The organism is Paraburkholderia sp. USG1 (assembly GCF_031570135.1).
Lineage (GTDB): Bacteria > Pseudomonadota > Gammaproteobacteria > Burkholderiales > Burkholderiaceae > Paraburkholderia > Paraburkholderia dioscoreae.
In genome coordinates, this window is the sequence record NZ_JAMWXW010000005.1 from 1 (window position 1) to 17,127 (window position 17,127).

At 60.2% G+C, this 17,127-nt stretch carries 13 protein-coding genes; 10 read left to right on the plus strand and 3 right to left on the minus strand.

Annotation, left to right across the window (positions count from 1 at the left end):
* Positions 1-153: 153 nt before the first annotated feature.
* The 8 genes from hpnK to rpoD all read left to right on the plus strand — a co-directional run bounded on the left by hpnK (position 154) and on the right by rpoD (position 9,862).
* Positions 154-966, plus strand: coding sequence for a hopanoid biosynthesis-associated protein HpnK (gene hpnK, locus NE850_RS08140; RefSeq protein WP_007178358.1), 813 nt, complete (start codon positions 154-156; stop codon positions 964-966).
* A gap of 5 nt (positions 967-971) precedes the next feature.
* A complete protein-coding gene (locus NE850_RS08145; RefSeq protein ID WP_165189399.1) occupies positions 972-1,979 on the plus strand; it encodes a lysylphosphatidylglycerol synthase domain-containing protein in 1,008 nt (335 codons plus the stop codon).
* A gap of 299 nt (positions 1,980-2,278) precedes the next feature.
* Positions 2,279-3,433 (plus strand): porin, encoded by a 1,155-nt coding sequence (locus tag NE850_RS08150; RefSeq protein WP_007178356.1) that lies wholly within the window; start codon positions 2,279-2,281, stop codon positions 3,431-3,433.
* A 707-nt stretch (positions 3,434-4,140) separates the two neighbouring features.
* Positions 4,141-4,668 (plus strand): flavodoxin, encoded by a 528-nt coding sequence (locus tag NE850_RS08155; protein WP_007178355.1) that lies wholly within the window; start codon positions 4,141-4,143, stop codon positions 4,666-4,668.
* Positions 4,669-4,806: 138 nt separating this feature from the next.
* Entirely contained in the window at positions 4,807-5,781 is a 975-nt protein-coding gene (locus tag NE850_RS08160; protein ID WP_310698628.1) for a LysR family transcriptional regulator, read from the plus strand.
* A 165-nt stretch (positions 5,782-5,946) separates the two neighbouring features.
* Entirely contained in the window at positions 5,947-6,249 is a 303-nt protein-coding gene (locus tag NE850_RS08165; protein WP_310698629.1) for a DUF4148 domain-containing protein, read from the plus strand.
* Positions 6,250-6,527: 278 nt separating this feature from the next.
* Positions 6,528-7,688, plus strand: a complete 1,161-nt coding sequence (locus tag NE850_RS08170; protein WP_007178352.1) for a porin — start codon at positions 6,528-6,530, stop codon at positions 7,686-7,688.
* Positions 7,689-7,975: 287 nt separating this feature from the next.
* Positions 7,976-9,862 carry an RNA polymerase sigma factor RpoD gene (gene rpoD / locus NE850_RS08175; RefSeq protein WP_310698630.1) on the plus strand — a complete coding sequence of 629 codons (1,887 nt, stop codon included), beginning with the start codon at positions 7,976-7,978 and terminating at the stop codon, positions 9,860-9,862.
* A gap of 140 nt (positions 9,863-10,002) precedes the next feature.
* Here the strand turns inward: rpoD and NE850_RS08180 are convergent, their stop codons facing one another.
* Positions 10,003-10,344, minus strand: a complete 342-nt coding sequence (locus tag NE850_RS08180) for a DUF4148 domain-containing protein (RefSeq protein ID WP_007178350.1) — start codon at positions 10,342-10,344, stop codon at positions 10,003-10,005.
* Between the two features lie 312 nt (positions 10,345-10,656).
* Between NE850_RS08180 and NE850_RS08185 the strand changes: the two genes are divergently transcribed.
* Positions 10,657-12,840: an FUSC family protein gene (locus NE850_RS08185; protein ID WP_165189390.1), complete on the plus strand. Its 2,184-nt coding sequence runs from the start codon at positions 10,657-10,659 to the stop codon at positions 12,838-12,840.
* A gap of 101 nt (positions 12,841-12,941) precedes the next feature.
* Here NE850_RS08185 and NE850_RS08190 read toward each other — a convergent pair whose 3' ends face one another.
* Complete coding sequence (locus NE850_RS08190; protein ID WP_007178348.1) at positions 12,942-14,456, minus strand: acetyl-CoA hydrolase/transferase family protein; 1,515 nt, start codon at positions 14,454-14,456, stop codon at positions 12,942-12,944.
* A gap of 517 nt (positions 14,457-14,973) precedes the next feature.
* On the opposite strand from NE850_RS08190, the gene NE850_RS08195 reads away from it, so the two are divergent.
* Positions 14,974-16,110, plus strand: a complete 1,137-nt coding sequence (locus tag NE850_RS08195; RefSeq protein ID WP_007178347.1) for a porin — start codon at positions 14,974-14,976, stop codon at positions 16,108-16,110.
* 41 nt (positions 16,111-16,151) lie between these two features.
* Here the strand turns inward: NE850_RS08195 and NE850_RS08200 are convergent, their stop codons facing one another.
* Complete coding sequence (locus NE850_RS08200; RefSeq protein ID WP_310698631.1) at positions 16,152-17,015, minus strand: LemA family protein; 864 nt, start codon at positions 17,013-17,015, stop codon at positions 16,152-16,154.
* Positions 17,016-17,127 lie beyond the last annotated feature (112 nt).

Below are 17,127 nucleotides of genomic sequence, written 5' to 3' on the forward strand. Positions count from 1 at the left end.
TTTCTATTTCCGGCCGTCGAAGATCTGGGAAATCCTGCGGGAGATGCTGACGAGCTGGGACATGATGAAACGGCGCCTGCGCGAGGGCGTCGAATTCTTCCGTTTCCTGCGCGCCCACGAGGCGTGATCTTCAATGATCGCATGCGTCAGAGAATGCTGATTATTACGGCGGACGATTTCGGCCTGCATCCTCGCGTGAACGAGGCGGTTGAGCTCGCCTACCGGCATGGTGTATTGACCGCGGCGAGCCTGATGGTAGGCGCGCCCGCTGCAGAGGATGCGATAGCGCGTGCCCGATCGCTTCCGGGACTGTGCGTGGGCCTCCATCTGGTCCTCGCCGATGGCATGCCTGTGCTGCCACGCGAGTCGATTCCCGCGCTGGTGGGCGCGCAAGGCCGGTTCGGTAGCAACATGGTGCGCGACGGTTTCAGGTTCTACTTTCTACCGCACGTTCGCGCGCAACTTGCGCTGGAAATCCGCGCGCAGTTCGAGGCGTTTGCGAAGACGGGCCTGCCACTCGATCACGTCAATACACACAAGCATTTTCACCTTCATCCAACGGTACTCTCGCTGATCATCGAGATCGGGCGCGACTTCGGAATGCGCGCAATGCGTCTGCCAGGCGAGCGCGATGCGCCGCTCTGGTTACGGCCGTGGATGAACCTGGTGCGCGCGCGACTTGACCGCGCGGGCATTGCCCATAACGACTATGTGATCGGTCTCGCGGACACCGGACGCATGACCGAGTCGGTGTGGCTTGCCGCGCTCGAAGGGCTCCCCGGTGGTGTCGGCGAGATCTATTGTCACCCGGCCACAGCGGGCGACGCTCCATTGACGCCGGGAATGCAGTCCTACCGTCATGCGGACGAACTCGACGCGCTGCTGTCCCCGCGCGTGGCAGAAGCGATCGGTGCCGCTGGTGCGACGCGCGGCGCCTTTGCCGACCTGCTCGCACTGCGCGGGTAATCGGTATGAAATGGCTGCGTTGGATAGGATTGCCCGCCGGTATCGCGATGCTCATCGCGCTCGTGTTGCATGAAGGTGCTGGCGACGTCATGCACGTTATTGCCGGCGCGGGGTTCGCGTTGCTGTTGTTAGTGCCATTGCACGCATTGCCCCTATTACTCGATGCCTATGCGTGGAGCCTGTTGCTTGGCAAGCGTGCGTCGCTGCCGTTTCTCTGGTGGGTCGCGACTGTGCGCGAGGCGATCAGCCGGCTGCTGCCGGTGGCGAGCATTGGCGGCGAAATCGTCGGAATCGGACTTGCACGCTGGCGCATAGCGGACGCGAGCACGGTCAGCGCGTCGGTCGTAGTCGAAGTGCTGGTCACGATGGCCGTGCAGTACGCGTTTTCCGCGCTTGGGCTCGTACTGATCGCCACGTCGGCGCATCAGGTCAGCGCGATAAAGACGATCGGGCTCGCACTGGCGCTTTCACTACCGCTGCCAATCCTGACGGTTGTACTCATCCGCCGCGGGCGGGTATTTCACAGGATCGAACGCTTCGCCGCGAAACTGCTGGGTGACGCGCACCCATTGCTGCGCGATATCGACGGAAAACGTCTCGATGCGGATATCGATGCACTGATGTCTCGCACGGGCCTGCTAGCAAGTGCTTTCCTCTGGCAATTCGCCGGCTACGTGTCGGGCACGCTGGAAACATACTGGGCTCTGGCAATGCTGGGGCATCCGGTGTCGGTGAGCGGCGCGTTGGCAATCGAGGCCTTGACGCAGGCCGTGCGTCATGCGGCGTTTATGGTGCCGGCCGGTCTTGGTGTGCAGGAAGCAGCGGTGCTGCTTCTCGCGGTCGTGGTCGGCGTGGATCGGGAGACGGCGCTATCGCTGGCACTCGTTAAACGCGCACGCGAAGTGATATTCGGCTGCGTTGCGCTTGCTTCATGGCAGGTGGCTGAAATCGTTCATGGACGCAAGGGCCACAAGAAGCTCCTTTGCCAGCAGCTACCGAATTTGCGCGAGTGAATTTCGTGCTGCAGAGCGCGACGCTCGAATCGTGTGTATTTTCGATGAATTTGCCGTGGTGTAAGAACAACACCGCAGAAGTAGGTGAGGCGGTCATGGAGTCCAGGATTGCGTTGAAAATCGTTTGATCACATGGACTTATCTCTGCCATCCGGATCTTGCGAGTTTGCAGGAGGCACTGTTGCGAGATGCGTTACTAAAGGCTTAAACCGCGGGCGTAGACTTCATTTGTCACACAACATGCGTCACTTGCCGTGGGCAGTGGAACGCAATTCTATGCACGTATCGGAGTCCAGATCATGAGAAAGTCATTTATTGTTGCGGGAATCGTGAGTTTATTCGCCGTGACCGCTCACGCTCAAAGCAGCGTCACGTTATACGGTTCTCTTGATGCCGGCCTGGTTTATTCCAACAACCAGGGTGGTCACAGCGCGTGGCAGGAAGGTAGCGGCGTAGTGTCGAATACGTACTTCGGCCTGCGCGGTAATGAGGATCTCGGCGGCGGTCTGCATGCGATCTTCACGTTGGAAAGCGACTTCAACCTGAACAACGGCCAGTTCCAGGACGGCAGCACGATGTTCAATCGCCAGGCGTATGTCGGCCTGAAGAGCGACCAGTTCGGGCAAGTCACGCTCGGCCGTCAGTATGACTCCGTGGTCGACTACCTCGCGCCGATTTCGGCTGCTGGCGCCGGCTTCGGTAACAACCTGGCCGCCCACCCGCTCGATAACGATAACCTCGATAACTCGTTCTCGCTCAAGAACACGGTTAAGTACTCGAGCGCGAATTACGCAGGCTTCCAGTTCGGCGGCCTGTATGGCTTCAGTAACGGCGCAGGGGATTTCTCGAATAACCGCGCATGGAGCGTTGGGGCATCGTATGCGAACGGCCCATTCAACGTTGCCGCCGCCTATCTGCAGATGAACAACTCGGGCGGTACTTCGGGCGGTGCAACGTCGGTCGGGGCAGGCGAGGCGAACATCGGCGCAGCGCTGCAACGCACTTATGGTGTTGGCCTGAATTACACCTACGGTCCGGCGGTGGTTGGATTCGTCTGGACGCACACGCAACTTGACGGCATCGGCGCAGTCAGCAACGGCTTCAGCGGATCGAATTTCTCCGCGGGGCTGCCGGGCACCAATCTGCACCTGGACAACTTCGAAATCAATGGCCGCTATGCGCTGACGCCGGCCTTGGGCATCGCGGCAGCCTACACGTACACGGACGGCAAGGTGTCCGGTACGGGAACGGGCGATCCGAAGTGGCACACAGTGTCGCTCGAGGCGGACTATTCGCTTAGCAAGCGCACGGACGTGTATGCGGGTGGTGTCTATCAACACGCATCGGGCGAACTCGGCAACGGTGTTGCGAACGTCGCTGTCGTCAATGGCGTTTCGCCGTCGTCGAACGGCAATCAGGTGGTCGGTACTATTGGCATGCGCCATCGCTTCTAAGCCGCCAGTTCGTATCAGACGACGTGGATTGGTAGTCCACGCGTGATGAACATCGAAGCCGATCCCTTATCGGCTTCGATGTTCCTTGCGGCTAATTACGCCGCACCGGCTACACAGCACAGCAGACATAATCAAGGTGGAAAAGCATAGATGACGCAAACGCCAGTTCAGCCCGCACCCTCACGTGATAAGGGCGCGCGCTCCGCCAGGGGAGGCGCCCCTGGAGAGTGTGTCATATGCGACTCGCACGATCTGACGTATGCCTACGGGGCCGACATGCATGAGTCGCTTTGCTTTTCCAGCAACGAGCAGGCGCGTTCTGCACACATCGAGGCCGCGTTAGCGGCCGTTGTCGCCTGTAAAGATTGTGGTTTTGTCTGGGCAGTCAGATAGTTTCGGCGATCGTCCGAAAGAAACGTAGTCATCAATTACTTACCAGACGATTCAACACGAACGGGCCGTGAGCAATAGGGCGGATCGAGAGACGATTGCGCGGCGTGCTTCGGCCAACCTCTGTTCCGCACTCCTCCGCTTGTTGAAGGTTACGTAATACGAAAGACCGTTGCGCGGTTTTGTCGCAGGGGGCGTGGTTCATTGCCTCCGAGTCGCTGCCTGACAGGTTGACCTGGATCATGCTGCGAAGCCATTGGCTCTTTAAGCTGAAGCTGTGCGTATCCAATCCGGATGACGCATGAAGGAGGAGAGCCGTGTCGGATCAATACAAAATTCTGGTCGTCTATTACACCCGTAGCGGTACGACTCGCCGCATTGCGGAAATGCTCGCACTTGAGCTCGGCGCGGATATCGAACCTGTTCGCGAGACGGCAAGGCATGCAGCTCGCAAGGGCGTGCGCGGATATTTGCGCTCGCTCGTAGACATACTGTGGCACCGTCCTGTCGATGTCATGCCGCCCATACACCGCTTGCAGGACTACGACGCCGTTGTAGTCGGCTCTCCGGTGTGGGCCGGTTTCGCGTCTGCGCCGGTAGAGGCGTGGTTAAAGCATAACGGCGCGTGCGTCCAGCATATCGCGTTCTTCTGCACGCTCCGCAAGCGGGGCAGCGACTCGGCATTCGACCAGATGGGCGAAGCGTCGGGCAAGTTCGCAATAGCAACCTGTGCCTTTGATGCGCCCGATCTGCGGCGCGGCTACGACGGAACACTGCGCGAGAAGTTCGAAGCGCAAATCTGCCGCCGGCTCGATATGCTGCTGGCAATGGAGTGTGCGGCATAGTCCGCGCGCATTGCCGCCCCGGCAAGATCCGATGGAAGGCACCCGGACGTCGGTGCGGTCAAGGCGTGATCTGCATCCCGCAGCCGGTCTTGCATGGCAAGACACAGTCTGCACACAAGCGCGGAAGAAACGAACATCATGGACACGCTACGGAGCATGCGAATCTTTACCCTCGTGGCGCAGGCCGGCAGCTTCAGCGCCGTTGCGCGATCGCTCAACCTGACGACGGGTGCCGTCTCCCGTGCGGTATCGGAGCTGGAGGAACGCCTGAAAGTGCGGTTGCTTCACAGAACGTCGCGTCGCGTTACGTTAACCGAGCAGGGTAAGATCTATTCGCGCTCGGCGCTGCGCATCCTTGCCGATGTCGCGGACGCAGAGGGCGAAGCAAGAAGCGCTCATGAAACTCCGGAAGGCGTACTGCGCGTCGCTCTGAATGAGGCAGTCGGACAGGAGTGGGTAATGCTCGCCGCCGGCGAGTACCGCAAGCTTTATCCGAACGTCGCTGTGCAACTCAAATCGTTTGTGCAGCCGCCGGATCTTTTCTCCGGCATTGCCGATGTGGCGTTGATCTCGGCCTCGTCACTCGCCGATTCCGATCTTGTGTGCCGCGTGCTGGGCACGACCCGTAACATCTTGTGCGCGTCGCCGGCTTATCTGCGCGAGCATCGCGCGCCACGTGAATTGCGCGGACTGAAGTTTCACGCGGGGCTGGTTGCGGACGTGCCCGGACTCCCGTCGTACGACTGGTTTTTCGACCGCACTCAGGATGACGGCGCGCTCCCCATGAGCGGAAAACTGATCGTAACGAGCGTCGATTCGCTCATCTGTGCAATGCGGCAGGGAATGGGCATCGGCATGGTCCCGGCGATTGCCGTCGCGGGAGGATTGCGGGACGGTTCACTTTTGAGGGTACTTCCGGCTCACACAGGCGGCAGTATGAACATCTACGCTCTTTACCCGTCCCGACGCTTTGTCGACGCAAAGATCCGCACCTGGATCGAGTTTCTGCAGCAGTTCGTCGCACGACTGACTGCGGCGACTAACGATCTGCATGACGGCATCGGGGAGTGCGCCGCAGGCGAGGTGCCGTCGGATTCGTTGAACGCTGCGTGAGTTCGAGTTGCCGTTATTGCGATCTGCGTCCGAAACACGCGTTTTCGGCAACAATTCTTTCCAGGTGCGGCGGTTAACGATTCGCAGGGACATGGCTAGACTGCGCGAGCCTGTACAAACACTCGCTGTTGCTCAAACCATCAAGTCCCTACGAGGTTCCTCGACATGAAGTCTACGTTCGCACATGGCGTGCTCGTCGCGTCCGTCGCGCTTGCCGCCGCTATTCCCGCACTTGCGTTTGCTCAATCGGCGGCTCCCCTCACGCGAGCTCAGGTAAGAGCAGAACTGGTTGAACTGGAACTGACGGGATGGCGCCCGGGTGCAGGCAGCGACCCGCATTACCCGGAAGACATCCTCGCGGCCGAAGCTGCAGTCGCCGCGAATCGTGCCGCTGGCCACACAGGCGCGCAGGCCAGCTATGGTGCGGATGACCAGGGCACCTCGGAGTCGGGCGGCCCCCGGAAATAAGTGTCTGCCGCGAGCAACACGCAGGAGCGATCGTAACCGTTCTCCCATTGCTGATGTTCGCCGGTGCCTTGCCTGTCAACGAATTACCGCTGCAAACCGGGTTGTTGCGCTGGTTGGAAAGGACTCTTCCGATTTCGCGGATACGCGAAGAAATTTGGATCACTTAACGTTTGGCATCAATCAATCGATGGCTTCACGCCGTGACGCGTGACAGACATGACTGGTCGACAAAAACGAAGGTATTCAAAACATTCAACGGAAGGGGATTAGCGGTGGTGATGAAACGAATTGGTGTAGCGCTGCCCGCAATCATGATTGCGACAGCCGTGCATGCACAAAGCAGCGTGACGCTGTACGGGAAGATTGAAGACGGCTTCAATTACACGACCAATGCGAGGGGTAATGACGCATACCAGATGCAAAGCGGCTATGACTACGGGAGCCGCTGGGGCCTGAAGGGCACAGAAGATCTCGGTGCCGGGTATCACGCCGTGTTCCAGCTCGAAAGCGGCTTCGACGTGAACACCGGCAAGATGTCGCAAGGCGGCCGGGAGTTCGGCCGCCAGGCGTATGTCGGCATCGCGTCGGACCAATACGGCACGTTGACGTTCGGGCGCCAGTACGACCCTAGCGTGGACATGTTTTCGCCCATGACCGCGAATGGCAACTGGACGGGATATCTCTTCTCGCATCCCTACGACAACGACAACACCGACTATTCCTTCCGCGTCAACAACGCGATCAAATACGTCACGCCGACCATTCACGGCTTCACTGCCGAAGGCATGTACGCGTTCAGCAACCAGGCGGGCGGCTTTTCGAATAACCGGCTGTATGGCTTCGGTGCGCAGTATCAGAACGGCGGCCTGCAGATCGGTGCGTCGTATCTCAAGCTGAACAACGCAAGTTCTGCCACGGTTGCGTCCGCCAACTCGTCCGGCGCGGTGACCAGCGACAATACCTTCAATGCGCGGTCGCAGCAAAACATCGGCATCGGCATCAACTACACGATCGGCAAGGCACTGGTGGGCTTCGCGTATTCGCATGTGGATGTTTACGATCCGACGGCAAACGCATACTTCACGGGTACCACGCAGCCCGCTGGCGGCACATGGAACGCGTGGAAGTTCGACAACTTCGAAGTGAGCGGCTTGTATCACTTCACGCCCGCGCTCTACCTCGGTGCGTGCTATACCTATACGCAGGCAAGTCTTTCCTCGACCGTCGGGAAATTCGATCCCAAGTGGCACCAGCTTAGCCTGAAGCTCAACTACGATCTGTCGACGCGGACGTCTGTGTTTCTCGAGGGCGCCTATCAACACGCGGTCAGCGCGAACACGGGCACCGATTTCGACTTTGCCAATATTCCTGGCTCGGCCGATGTTTCCTCGGGACGTAACCAGATGGTCTATCGCCTTGCACTGTTGCACATGTTCTGACCGGTCAGTTTGAAACTGCCGGGTGTCCAGTCTGCCTTCGCCGCCGCCCTGACTGGCGCCGGTGAAGGTTCCCGCACATTGCGGCAGCAGGCGGTATTGCACCATTGTTGTGTAATCTGGAACTGATGTTCTTTCGATGTCCGATTGATCTCGCCCTATAGGACTTCTAGAATTTTAACCTGAAGCACTCGGCCTACGCCCATATCGGGCGCCGTGCCAGTGTGTCGGCGCCACCCAACGCATGCGGCTACGCGCGTCGACCTTGCTTGTGGAGGCATGCAGCCAGGATGGAGAAAGCGGTGCACGTGTCGATGGAACAAGACTCAAGGGAAATGCAGTTGCGCGCGTTGATGAAGCTCGGCAAGGAGCGCGGCTTCCTGACCCACACCGAAATAGTCGACCACCTGCCGGATTGCGTTGCACAGGCAGACGCCATTGAAGGAATCGTCAAGGCGTTTAACGACGTGGGCATTGCCGTGCGCGATTTCGCGCCTACGGGCGATGCGCTTCTGCTGGGCGACGCGGCCCAGCAATCAGCCCCCGACGACGTCGCCGAAGACGAAACGGCCACGGCGCTGACAATCGCCATATCCGAACCCGGGCCGGCAGCGGATCCGATGCGCGCCTATCTGCGCGAAATGGGCGCGACCCCGCTCCTGACGCGCGAAGGCGAAATTGCCGTCGCGCGTCGTATCGAGGCCTGCTTGCGGGAAATGCTCGAGGTGATCGCCTTGCGCCCCGCGACGGTTGACGCGATACTCGCGCGCGCGGATCGCGTCGCAGCGGGCGAACTCGACATCGACGATCTGGTTGACGGATTCCTCGAACAGCAGCCCGATGAAATGCTTCCGGCAATGCAGGGTGCGACGGCGGAGGGCGCCGCGGGCAGCAAAGTCGACGACGGTGTTCCCTCCAACGCCAACGATTCAACCGGCGCGATCGAGGCCGATGAAGCCCGCATCGCCCGATTGACGGCGGGTTGCAATGCAATCTTTTTGCAGGTGCGCGAACAGCTGGCGTCGTGGCGGGCAGCGGTTGCTGGAACAACCGGCCGGCGCGAAGAGGCACAGTCCACGCTCGTTCTGATCGCATCTACACTCGGGCAGATCCGCTTCAGCGCACGGACAATCGGCGAACTCAGTGCCGACGTGCGACGAGCGGTCGAGGAGATTCGCGGAATCGAGAGAAACGTTTTACGCCTTGCCGTGAATCAAGGTGGCATGGTGCGTGACATGTTCGTCGAAACCTTCGTCGGAAGCGAAACCGATCCTGAATGGCTTGCACGCGCGGCCGCAGCGGCGCCGGCCTGCAGTGCGGCGTTGATGCGCTGCGCGCCTTCGATTCATGGCCAGCAGGAAAAACTCGCGCAAATCGAGGCGCGCGAAGGTTTGTCATTGCAGGAGCTGAAACGGATCAGCAGAAAGATGAACGTGGCGGATCGCGAGCTTCAGGACGCACGCCGCGCGATGATCGAAGCGAACCTGCGGCTCGTCGTTTCAGTTGCAAAGAAATATGTGCAAAGCGGCATGCCGTTGCTCGATCTTGTTCAGGAAGGCAACATCGGCTTGATGAAAGCAGTGGATCGCTTCGAATACCGGCGTGGCTTCAAATTCTCCACGTACGCCACCTGGTGGATCCGTCAGTCGGTCTCGCGAGCCATAGCAGACTACGGCCGTACCATACGGGTGCCGGTTCATATGGCTGACGCCATGCACCGCGTCAAGAGGGTGGCGGGCGAGATGCGCCAGGAAACGGGCCGTCAGGCGCGTTCCAGCGAACTCGCTGCGCGGCTCGGCATGAGCGAAGAAAAGGTGCGCAGCGTGCAGCGAGTTACGAGGCAACCGGTTTCGCTGGATGTCCCGATCGGCGAAGACGCAGACACCACGCTCGGCGAAATGGTCGAGGACCCGTCCGCACTGGCGCCGCTCGACGCCTTGCTGCAAGCCGATCTGCGCGTGGCCATCGACGCGGCGCTCGGTGTCCTGACGCCGCGCGAAGCGAAAGTGATCAAGCTACGCTTTGGTGTCGATGCGGTTTCCGAACATACGCTGGAAGAACTCGGGGATCAGTTCGATGTCACCCGTGAACGGGTTCGTCAGATACAGAACAAGGCATTGCAGAAGCTACGTCATTCCGACGGTATCAGCACCTTGAAAAGCTATCTCGATCACTGAGTCGATCACTGAGCGGTTCGCAGCAACGTGAGCCGCATGGCAAGCGGCTCATTTTTCGCGAGCCGAAGTTATCCAGCACCAACAACGCCGACGGCGCGGCGGCCCTTACGGCCCCGCGCCCCCTGATCGCACTGTTCGCTTTAGTGCTTGCTGTAAAGCGACTGTCTATCCGGACCGGCTACCGGAATCACAGCGGGAACCACAGCGCGGCTCGTGCCCGTCGCCGAGGTGCCGCCGGTCGAACCGCCGTATGCGTTTGCCGACGCCCGTTGCGCTGCGACTTTGGCTTCAGCCGCCTGGATGTCGGCGGGGTACGTCGGATCTTCGCCGCGCGCCGGGTTGTAGCCGGCCTTTTCCAGTTCGACGAGTTCGGCGCGCACCTGGGCACGCGTTACCGGCTGATTGGACTGCTGGGCAAAAGTGATTGCCGGCGCGGAAAGAATGGCGGCGACCAGAACAACCGGGAAAACTGACCTGAACATCATGGACCTCACATGTATCTGATTGATGTGGCCAATTTTAGCAAGCAGGACGTAATAAATTATCCGCCTCGCGTGGAACGGACCCTTGGTGAATGAGGATGGATCGCCCATGCCGACCTCATCCACCAGTGGGCAAGGGAATGATGTGTGCGCGCCATTCTGGTGCATTGTTACCCTGGCGACAAGGGACGTTCCTTGCGAACCCGCTTAATAGACGTATTTGACAGCCCTAGAATCAAAGTCTTTCCCCCTGGCGCCGGATGAGGCCATGACGCGGTGTAATTCCGCAACGGGCAATCACCGCGCTCTCCTATGGATATCCGATATTCACGCAATCCGTCATTGAGCCAAAGAACAGACGTTTCGCGCTGGCTGAGGCTGGCGAGAAAGGCATCGTCCCATTGGGCGCTCAACGACGGGCTGATCTGGCTGCATCTGTTCAAGACGGTTGCGGCGGCGTTGCTCGCGCTGGGCATTGCCATGCTGCTCGACCTCCAGCAGCCGCGCACCGCAATGACGACCGTGTTCGTTCTGATGCAGCCCGTCAGCGGCATGGTGCTCGCAAAGAGTTTCTATCGGGTGATTGGCACAGCCGTAGGCACTGTGTTTGCGATTCTGCTGGCCGGCGTCTGCGTGCAGGATCCGGAGTTATATTTGTTCGGCCTCACCTGCTGGATTGGCGTATGCACAGCGGCGGCGGTCCGAAACCGCCACTTTCGCTGGTACGGCTTCGTACTGGCCGGCTATACGGCGGCGCTGATCGGTGTTCCGGCGCTAATGGCGCCCAATGCGCTTTTTCTGGCCGCTTTGACGCGCGCTGCCGAGGTATCGATCGGGATTCTGTGTTCGAGCGCGGTGAGCGCGCTCGTCTTTCCGATTCAGGCGACGACCACGCTCTTCCGCACACTGAAACAGCGGACTATCGAGTTCACCGATTTCGCCGCAGGCGTATTGTCGACGGCATTGCCAGCGGATCTGTTCGAGAAGCGGTTTGCCGCGCTTGTCGACGAGATCGTCGGATTCGAGGCAACGCGCACCTTCGCCTCATACGAAGACCCCGATATGCGAGCCCGGGCAGCGCGGCTTGCACGCCTGAATAGCGATTTCATGAATGCATGCGCCCGCCTGCATGCACTGCACCAACTGCTCAAGCGCTTACGCGGCAGCGGCGCTGCTGAAACGATTGCGGCCATTTCCCCGTTTCTTGATGAACTGTCCGTGCTACTCGTGGACGTCGGCAGGAAGGTGCAGAAGGGCGAGCCCGAGATGCCGGAGCTAATGGAGCGCATCAAGGCTTTCCAGACCGGTCTGGCGCGGCGTGCACGCGAAACGCAGCGGGAGATCGAACGGGTCGCGCCACGTTCCATGCTGGATTACGTCACGGCGATGGAACTGGTTCACCGGTTCGTCGGGGAATTCCTGTCGTACTGCGATATCTACCTCTCGCTGGCCAACTCGCGCAAGCATGTGCTCGACAAATCGCGCGTGCGGTACGAGCCGCAGACCAGCCCGTACGTCGTGGGACTCGCATTTGTTCGCACGGTAGTGGCGGTCGGCGCCGCAAGCTGGTTCTGGATCGCCTCCGGGTGGCCGGGCGGCAGCTTTCTGGTAACGGGCGCGGCCATCACCTGCGCCTTGAGCTCGACCTCGCCCGTGCCGCCGAAATTCACCTTGCAGATTGCAGCCGGGGCCGCGCTCTCGCTTCTCTTCGGCTGCATATTCCTGTCCTACGTCTACCCGAAGATCGACGGCTTTCCGCTGTTGTGCGCCGCCCTTCTGTTGCCGCTCGGCCTCGGCGCGTTTCTCATGGCGCGGCGGTCGACGGCGGCCTACGGTGTCGGCTTCGCCGTTTTCTTCTGCCTGCTGGCCGGCCCCGATAACGTGATCGACTATGCGCCCGACGTCCTCATGAACAATGGGCTCTCCATTCTCGTGTCGATGCTGCTGTGCGCACTCGCGTTCGCGGTGATCTTTCCGCCCCAGATGCCCTGGCTCGTCGAGAAGATCAAGCGTCATTTGAGGGGGCAAATCGCAATGGCATGCACCGCGCCGCTGCCCGGTCTCGACGGGCGCTTCCAGTCGAGCACCCACGACCTGATGTCGCAATTGCGCACGCTGCTCATCACGCAATCGCATCGGCACCGCGACGCCTTGCAATGGATGCTTGCGACACTCGAAGTGGGGCACGCCACCATCGACCTCCGCGGCGAGTTGCAGTTGGCGAACGGAGTGAGTGGCCGCACACCAAAGCCTCGCTGGCTAGCGTCGATTGATATGGCGGTGCGCGCGCTGCCCGTGCTGTTCGATCAACCCAATGTGAAGCATCTGAGAAGCGCGCTGGCGACCGTCAACGTGGCGATCAGCACGGCACAGACGCATCTGGAGGAACTGGAACCTCATACGGCGGAGCGCTATCGCATGTTGAGGATAATCGGTTGCCTGCATTTCGTTCGGACCGCGCTACTCGATCGCGATGCGCCGTTTCCGCGCGACTGAGCGCGCGAACCCGAGGGACTTATAACTTGAACATCGACACGGCGGCGTTCAGGTCATGTTCCAGTTCCACGGTTCGTAGCGCACCTGGTACGCGATTTTTCTCAGGGCTTCATCGAACCCGTACGGATATATCGCTCATGCCACGCGAGCGATTCATCCAGAAGGTGCGGAGTGTGCTTGCCGAAGCTGTTGGAGCAGGCGCGCTGGAAGTAGTCTTCGAGAAGCGGACGATAGTCCGGGTGCGCGCAGTTCGCAATCACCTGACGCGCGCGCTGCTTCGGCGACAGGCCGCGCAAATCGGCAAGACCCTGCTCGGTCACGATCACCGAGACGTCGTGTTCGGTGTGGTCGACGTGGCTCGCCATTGGCACGATCCGGGAAATGTCGCCGCCCTTCGCGGTGCTGGCGGACATGAAACAGGCGAGATAGCCATTGCGGGCGAAGTCGCCGGAGCCACCGATGCCGTTCTGGATGCGGCTTCCCATTACATGAGTCGAATTGACGTTGCCGTAGATGTCCGCTTCGATCATGCCGTTCATGGCAATGCAACCGAGGCGTCTGACGAGTTCCGGGTGATTGCTGATTTCCTGCGGCCGCAAGACGATGCGCTCGCGCAAACGGTCGATTTCCTCGGCAAAACGAAGTGTCGCCGGCGGGCTCAACGAAAGCGCGGTGGCCGAGGCGACGCTGAGTGTGCCGTTCTCGAGCAAATCGAGCATGGCGTCCTGAATCACTTCGGTGAACGCAGTCAGTCCTTTGAAGCCGGCTTCCGCCAGTTCCGCCAGCACGGCATTCGTGATGTTGCCCACTCCGGATTGCAATGGCAGGAGCCCCGCAGGCAGCCTGCCGTGAGCCACTTCATGACGCAGGAATTCGATCAGGTGCCCGGCAATCTGCCTGGACGTGGCATCGGGTGGGGAGAAACTGTTGCTCCGGTCCGGCGCATCGGTTTCGACGATCGCGACGATCTTGTCCGGATCGCAACGCAGGTAGGCTTCGCCGATCCTGTCGCCGGGCGTGAGTAACGGAATGGGTACGCGGTGAGGTGGCAGGGCCGTGCCGTAGTAAATATCGTGCATGCCATCCAGCCCGGCCGGCTGACGCGAGTTGACTTCCAGAATCACTTTATCGGCCAGTTCGAGCCATGTCTTGTTGTTGCCGACAGATGACGACGGAATCAGCAGGCCGTCCTCGCGGATGCCGCTCACTTCCACAATGGCGACGTCTATCTTTCCGAAGAAACCGAACCACGCATGCTGGGCGACATGGCTCAGATGAAGATCGAGATATTCCATCTCGCCTGCGTTGATTTTGTCGCGTAACAAGGGGTCCGACTGATACGGCAGCCGCATGGTGATGCCGTTCGCTCGCGCCAGTACGCCGTCGAGTTCCGGCGCGGTCGACGCTCCCGTCAGCACGTTGATCCTGAACGCCTCGCCACGCGCATGCGCGGCTTCGATGTGACCCGCCAGCGCGCCCGGCAACGCTTTGGGGTAGCCCGCGCCCGTAAAGCCGCTCATGGCGACGGTCATGTCCGGCTGGATGAATGAAGCCGCCTGGTCGGCGCTGCAGACGCGCGCAAGAAGCGCAGAGGAAAGAATGCGAGGGGAGCTCATGATTCGGATTCGCCTGACGGAGGATGGACAATCTCGGGTAACGCGCACGCGCCGGCTGCAACGGGGCGGATGTCTTCGGCAACCCCGGCAGGACACCCCGCATGATCGCACTGAAATGGCGGACGGTAGAAGAGACGGTAGCGCGCATCGCCTGCGCGGCAATTGACTCATATCAAGGCAGGCGGGCCGGGCGCGGCTCTCATGGCGCCCGTCATATCGAACGCATTGCGCAGCGCCATTAGCGACGCCCGGTGGAAGAGTGCCTTGCACATTGACATCTATATAGCCGCGATAGTGCGATGGTAAAAAGGCGAGCGGAATATTCGCTCAACAATCGCACGCCATAGAAAACAGGTCACGGGGACCACTGACCGGCGTCGATATCAACTCTACGCATCATCCAATGAAAAATCATAGGCAAGCGGCTCAAAGCCGCGCCGCCGCGCGTTGCGCGCACTTTGGGGACAACCACTGGCATCGCCGTGGTACTGGGCGTCACGCACGGCTGCGACTCACCATGCTTCTGGCCATGACGTCGCCGCTCGTTCATGCACAAGCTTCGCTGCGGCTGACCGGATCAATGGACGCCGGCATTGCATACGTTAGCGATGCGGGCAACACGTCGGGACATCAGTCGGCCTGGCAAGCAAAAAACGGTGACGTCAACATCAGCCGCTGGGCGCTGACGGGCGAAGAACCCATTACCCACGACCTGAATGCGCTCTTTACGCTGACCAACGGCTTTTCCGTCATGACGGGAACAGCCGCGCAGCAGGGGCGATTGTTCGGGTTTCAGTCGTTTGTGGGGCTCGCTTCGAAGAGTACGGGAACGGTCACGCTGGGCCGCCAGTTCGACGCAGTGGTTCAATACGTCGAGCCTTTCGCACTCGGCGGAACAGCATACGGCGGTACGGCTTTCGCGCATCCGTACGACAACGACAATCTGGATAACTACACGCGTACGAACAATTCGGTCAAATACTCGAGCCCGGAGTTTCACGGGCTGACGTTCGGCGGCACGTATGGCTTTTCAAACAAGGCCGGCGCATTTGACGACAGCCGCGAGTACAGCCTGGGCGCCAGCTACCACTATGGCGGCATGCGCGTTGGTGCGGGTTACTTCCAGTTCAACCACGCTTCGAACCTCGCTACTGCCAATACGGAAGGCTCGGAACCGGCGGGAGCGCCTTTCAACGCCGATCGACAACGGACGTACGCATTGGGCGGAAACTACCGGTACAACGACGCGCTTGTCGGTCTGGTGCTGAGCGAAACACGGCTCGACAACGCAACGTCGATCAACAACGTCGCCGATACGGCGATTTCGCTGCCACACGACGATGTCCGCTTCGAAAATGCCGAGGTCAATTTGCGCTACTTCATTACGCCCAAATGGCATGTCTCGGCCAATTACGTATTTACATATGGCCGGTTCGACACACCTGCCGGCGTGCGTTATCCGAAATGGCATCAGCTCGGGTTGTTGAACACGTATTTCCTTTCACAGCGAACCGACGTGTATGCCGAGGCGTTATATCAACGTGCGAACCAGTTACAGGGCACGGGAATTCAGGGCGCCCAGATCTCGAACTTTTCGCGTGCCTCGGGGGCGAATCAATTCGTCGCGGCTGTCGGTCTGCGCCACCGGTTCTAGCCAGCCATTACTGGAAACAGCGTGGCCCCTTGTTCTGGCGGCTAGACGCGTAGAGTCCCACGCAATTCCCGGAAGTCGATGTGCGGGAGGCTTCCTGAAGGCCGGCGGTCCATTACGCTGAAAACAGGTTTCTCCTGTTCAGCGCACAGCCTGGCTGCAATGTTATGCGGAAATGTATGCAGCGTTGCGTTGTAGATCTGGGCCGCCTGGTCGTAGCGGGTGCGGGCGGATCCAATACGAGTCGACCAGATGGCGAGGTTGCCCTGAAGCGCACGGAAAGTGGCGTCCGAATTCAGCCGCGGTTCGGATTCGGCTTCGACCATCAATGCGGACACTGCTTCGGTGAGCTGTCTTTGCGCAACGTCGAAACGCGCGAACGCAATGGGATCATTTGCAAGCGCGGGCGTGGCCGCTGCGGCAACAACCCGCGTGCGCGCGCTTGCAATCGCCGCGAGGGTAGACGTCCCGCGCTTCAGTTTGTCTTTTGCGATTACCGTCATCCGGCTGACGAGACGCAGCCGCTGCGAATAGAGATCCAGTACGTCTGTCAATGAGGCCTTGAGTTCAGCGTCGTTCGGCGGCACGACGTAGGTTTGGCAGCCGCCTGCTGCCAGAAGCGCGAAGGCAGCAGCAATGAAGCAAACCGTTTTCGTGAACGGTCTGGCTGCTGCATTGAATGCGGCGTTCAGCGTCGCTGCCATCATGATTCCTTCCGGGTGACCAGGCATTGGCGGTGGACATTGCCGCGCGGCGGCGAGCCCCCGTCGACCTTCTACTCTGAACACGGTAGACGATGCGGCGCGGCCGGGTTTGACGGCGATCAAGCGCGACGCGCTGCGGCCCTGAATATGCGGTATGTCGGGATGGGGCACGGATGCCCTATGATAGGGTTCACGTACATCCATTCATGCGATGCCGGGAGTGCAGGCGGCTCATCGAAACTGCATTGTCAGCGCCGGTGTTCGTCGCCGGACATGCGTCGCGCTATTGACACAAGAGACTGCAAGCTTATGGCGA